Annotated in this window: 3 protein-coding genes; 1 reads left to right on the forward strand and 2 read right to left on the reverse strand. The window is 66.7% G+C overall.

Going from position 1 to position 4,239, the window contains the following annotated elements; all coding sequences use genetic code 11:
• Positions 1-97 precede the first annotated feature (97 nt).
• Together recG and AC4FAH_RS00655 are read right to left on the reverse strand one after the other, a co-directional pair.
• Positions 98-2,239, reverse strand: a complete 2,142-nt coding sequence (recG, locus tag AC4FAH_RS00650; RefSeq protein ID WP_225347447.1) for an ATP-dependent DNA helicase RecG — start codon at positions 2,237-2,239, stop codon at positions 98-100.
• Positions 2,236-3,201 (reverse strand): hydrogen peroxide-inducible genes activator, encoded by a 966-nt coding sequence (locus AC4FAH_RS00655; RefSeq protein ID WP_052384315.1) that lies wholly within the window; start codon positions 3,199-3,201, stop codon positions 2,236-2,238. The genes recG and AC4FAH_RS00655 overlap by 4 nt, the downstream gene beginning before the upstream one ends.
• Positions 3,202-3,272: 71 nt before the next feature.
• Here AC4FAH_RS00655 and AC4FAH_RS00660 point away from each other — a divergent pair, with 71 nt between their 5' ends.
• On the forward strand, positions 3,273-4,160 hold the full coding sequence (locus AC4FAH_RS00660; protein ID WP_043331750.1) for an SDR family oxidoreductase: 888 nt from the start codon (positions 3,273-3,275) through the stop codon (positions 4,158-4,160).
• Positions 4,161-4,239 lie beyond the last annotated feature (79 nt).

Here is a 4,239-nt window from a genome sequence, read left to right on the forward strand (position 1 = left end):
AAGACAAGTGCTGTCTGAGCGACTGGCGCGGCGGGCCGAGTGATCGAGTGTCCGGCTTGAATACGTGAGGGCGACAGGTGAGCAGCGGGCAGCGCGCTCAGACGGCGCCGTATTGCCCGGCCGCCTCGCCCAGCCAGCGGCGGATCAGGGGCTCCGCGGCCTGCGGGGCCTCGCTGAGGATGGCATCGGCCAGGGTGGTGGTCGGGGCGATCAGGTCACTGTCACGCTCGAGATCGGCGATCTTCATCCCCGCCAGCCCTGTCTGACGCGTGCCCAGCACTTCGCCGGGCCCGCGTAGCTCCAGGTCCTTCTCGGCGATCTTGAAGCCGTCGGTGGTCTCGCGCATCACCGCCAGGCGCTGCTTGGAGTGCTGCGACAGCGGCGGATGATAGAGCAGCACACAGAAGCTCTCGGTGCTGCCACGCCCGACACGGCCACGCAGCTGGTGCAGCTGCGACAGGCCGAGACGCTCGGGATTGTCGATCACCATCAGGCTGGCATTCGGCACATCGACCCCGACCTCGATCACCGTGGTCGCCACCAGCAGGTCATGCTCGCCGTCCTTGAACGCCGCCATCACCTCGGCCTTCTCGGCCGCCTTCATGCGGCCATGGACCAGGCCGATGGACAGCTCCGGCAGCGCCTCGGTCAGCTCGTCACGCGTCACCTCGGCAGCCTGGCAGGTCATCACCTCGGATTCCTCGATCAGCGTACACACCCAATAGGCCTGACGGCCCTCGGAGCAGGCGGCGCGGATGCGCTCGACCACCTCGGGGCGGCGCGGGTCGGCCACCGCGACGGTCTGCACCGGGGTGCGCCCCGGCGGCAGCTCGTCGATCACCGACAGGTCGAGATCGGCGTAGGCGCTCATCGCCAGGGTGCGCGGAATCGGCGTCGCGGTCATGATCAGCTGGTGCGGTGTCAGGCCACCGGCTTCCCCCTTCGCCCGCAACGCGAGGCGCTGATGCACGCCGAAGCGGTGCTGCTCATCGACGATCGCCAGCCCCAGGCGCTGGAAGGTCACATCGGCCTGAAACAGCGCATGCGTGCCGACTACCATGCGCGCCCGGCCATCGGCGATGGCGGCCTTGGCATCCAGCCGCGCCTTGCCCTTGAGCTTGCCGGCCAGCCACGCCACCTCGATGCCCAATGGCTCCAGCCATTCGCGGAAGTTGCGATAGTGCTGCTCGGCGAGAATCTCGGTAGGCGCCATCAGGGCCGCCTGACAGCCGCCGCCGATCGCGATCAGCGCCGCCAGCGCGGCGACCACCGTCTTGCCCGAGCCCACATCGCCCTGCACCAGACGCAGCATCGGCACTTCGCGCGCCAGGTCACGGCGCACATCTTCCAGCACGCGATGCTGGGCGCCGGTCAGCGAGAAGGGCAGCTGGGCGAGAAAGCGCGTGCTGAGCCCGCCACTGGCGCTCAGCGAGGGCGCGCCATCCTGCTGGATACGCGCGCGCACCTGACGCAGGCTCAGCTGGTGGGCGAGCAATTCTTCCTGGGCGAGGCGGCGCTGACTCGGGTGCACGCCGTCGCTCATCTGGTCGACGGGCGCATCCGGCGGTGGCTCGTGCAGAAAGCGCAGGCACTCGATCACGCCGGGCAGGCGAAAGCGTGTGCGCAACGCCTCGGGGATCAGGTCCGGCAGCTCATGGGGCGTCTCCTCGAGCTGCTTGAGCGCCTGGGCGATCAAGGCACGCAGGCGCGCCTGATTGAGGCCTTCGGTGGCCGGATAGATGGGCGTGAGGTGGTCTTCCACCGGCGCGGCACCCTGGCCGAGCAGGCGGTATTCCGGATGGTAGATCTCGAGACCGGTGGCCCCGGCGCGTGCCTCGCCGAAGCAGCGCACGCTATGGCCACGCTGGAATTGCTGCTGCTGGGCGGGAGAGAAGTGGAAGAAGCGCAGGCTGAGGATGCCGCTGCCATCGCGCAGGCGTACCAGCAGGCTGCGGCGACGGCCCTTGACGATGTCACAGGCCGTCACCTCGCCTTCCACCACCGCCTCCATGCCGCTCTTGAGCGTGCCGATGGGCGTGACGCGGGTGCGGTCCTGATAGCGCAGCGGCAGGTGGAACAGCAGGTCTGCGACGCGCTCCAGCCCGAGGCGCGACAGCTTCTCGCTCAGCGCGGGGCCGACGCCGCTCAGGCTGTCCAGCGGTTGGGCCAGCGCGCCGGTGGCGAAGACACCGGCGCTGGCGGGCCCGGCAGGTGAGGCTTCCGTGCCCGCCCTGCTCATGCCGGTTCGTGGCTCTGGGAAGCGGAGCCCTGCATGCCGTTCTCATTGCTCTGGCGCGCACGATTGGAGCACTCGGCGATCGCCTGGCTGATCACGTCGATGGCCTTGGGGCGTGGGAAGCTGGCACGCCATGCCAGCGCCACGCTGCGACTGGGCGCCGGGTCCTTGAAGGGCCGCGTCTCGAGCACGCCGCTCTCGTAATGACCGGTACCGGTCGCCGAGTAGGGCAGCACGGTGATACCGAGACCGGAGGCGACCATGTGGCGGATGGTTTCCAGCGAGCCGCCTTCGGCGATCAGCGTATTCTCGGGGTTGTTGATCTGATTGCCGATGGCCGGGCAGGCCTCGAGAATCTGATCACGGAAGCAGTGGCCCTCGCCGAGCATCAGCAGACGCTCGTTGATCAACTGTTCCTTGGCGATGCTGTCCTGCTCGAGCAGGGGGTGGCCGGCCGGCAGCAGGACTTCGAAGGGCTCTTCGTAGAGGATCTTGGTCAGCACGTCGGTCTCGGTGAACGGCAGCGCGACGATGATCACGTCCAGCTCGCCATTGCGCAGCTTGCGACGCAGGTCGCCGGTCATGCCTTCCTCGATGTAGAGCGGCATCTTCGGCGCACGCCGCGTCAGTTCCGGCACCAGGTGCGGGAAAAGATACGGTCCAATGGTATAGATGGCGCCGATGCGCAACGGGCTGGAGAGCTGATCCTTGCCGGAATTGGCCAGTTCCTTGATCACGCTGGACTGCTCCAGCACGCGCTGAGCCTGCTGAACGATCTTCTCGCCGAGCGGTGTGACCTGTACGGTGGACTTGGAACGCTCGAACAGTGCGACTCCCAGCTCTTCCTCAAGCTTCTTGACGGCCACCGACAGGGTGGGCTGCGAGACGAAGCAGCGCTCTGCGGCGCGTCCGAAATGACGCTCCTGGGCCAAGGTTACGATGTAGCGGAGTTCTGTTAGAGTCATGATTCCTGCCCGGAACTGGCATCCTGGGATGCGGTGGGTACCGATTCGTTTTACCAAGGAGCACGGCAAAGGTGAAGAAGACGAGTCTCATCCTCGGTTGTGGCGACGTTGGCAGCGCGCTGGCGCGTGAACTGCTCAAGGCCGGTCAGCACGTCATTGGTGTCAGGCGCGATGTGTCCAAGCTTGCGGATCTCGGCATCGAGACGCTGGCATTGGACATCACTGCCGAAGGTGCACTGGCCAGCTTGCCAGATGCCGACACGGTGGTACATGTGCTGAGCGCCGACCGTTTCGACGAAGAGGCCTATCGCGCCGCTTACGTCGATGGCATTCGGGCGCTGGTGACGGAGCTCGAGTCGCGCGCCAAGCCGCCGACCCGCGTGCTGTTCGTGTCCTCGACCTCCGTCTACGCCCAGAAGGATGGCGAGGAAGTCGACGAGCAGTCGCCCACCGATGCCACCAGCTTCTCGGGCCAGTTGATGCGCGAAGGCGAGCAGGCACTGCTCGATTCCTCGCTCAACGGCACCGTGGTGCGCTTCTCCGGCATCTACGGGCCGGGCCGCGACATGCTGATCCGCCAGGCGCGTGATGGTCGCATCGCCGCCAGCAACCCGCCACTCTACTCCAACCGCATCCACCGTGACGACTGCGCGGGCGTGCTGGCGCACCTGATCGCGCTGAGCCTCGAGGGCAAGCCGGTCGAGCCGATCTATCTGGCCACCGACTGCGATGGCGCACCGCTGCACGAAGTGATGGCCTGGTTGGCGCGTCAGCTCAAGGTCGAGTCCACCGAGGTGATCCAGTCACCGCTGCGGCGGCGTTCCAGCAAGCGCTGCGGCAATGCCCTTTTGCTCGAGAGCGGCTACACCTTCCGCTACCCGACCTTCCGCGAAGGCTATGCCGAGGTGCTCAAGGAGCACGGCGTGACGGTGCCGAAGAGCGAATTGTCGGGCCGCTGATCGTCGCCGCTTTCACTTATCCACATCCGGTTGTTCATCGAGCTGTCTGACCGGGTGTGGATAAGTTGCTCGCCGAGAC

This window comes from Cobetia sp. (assembly GCF_983723665.1).

Excerpts from the sequence above, each read along its gene's own strand:
- AC4FAH_RS00655 (WP_052384315.1), bottom strand. The coding sequence starts at position 3,201 with ATGACTCTAACAGAACTCCGCTACATCGTAACCTTGGCCCAGGAGCGT.
- recG (WP_225347447.1), bottom strand. The coding sequence starts at position 2,239 with ATGAGCAGGGCGGGCACGGAAGCCTCACCTGCCGGGCCCGCCAGCGCC.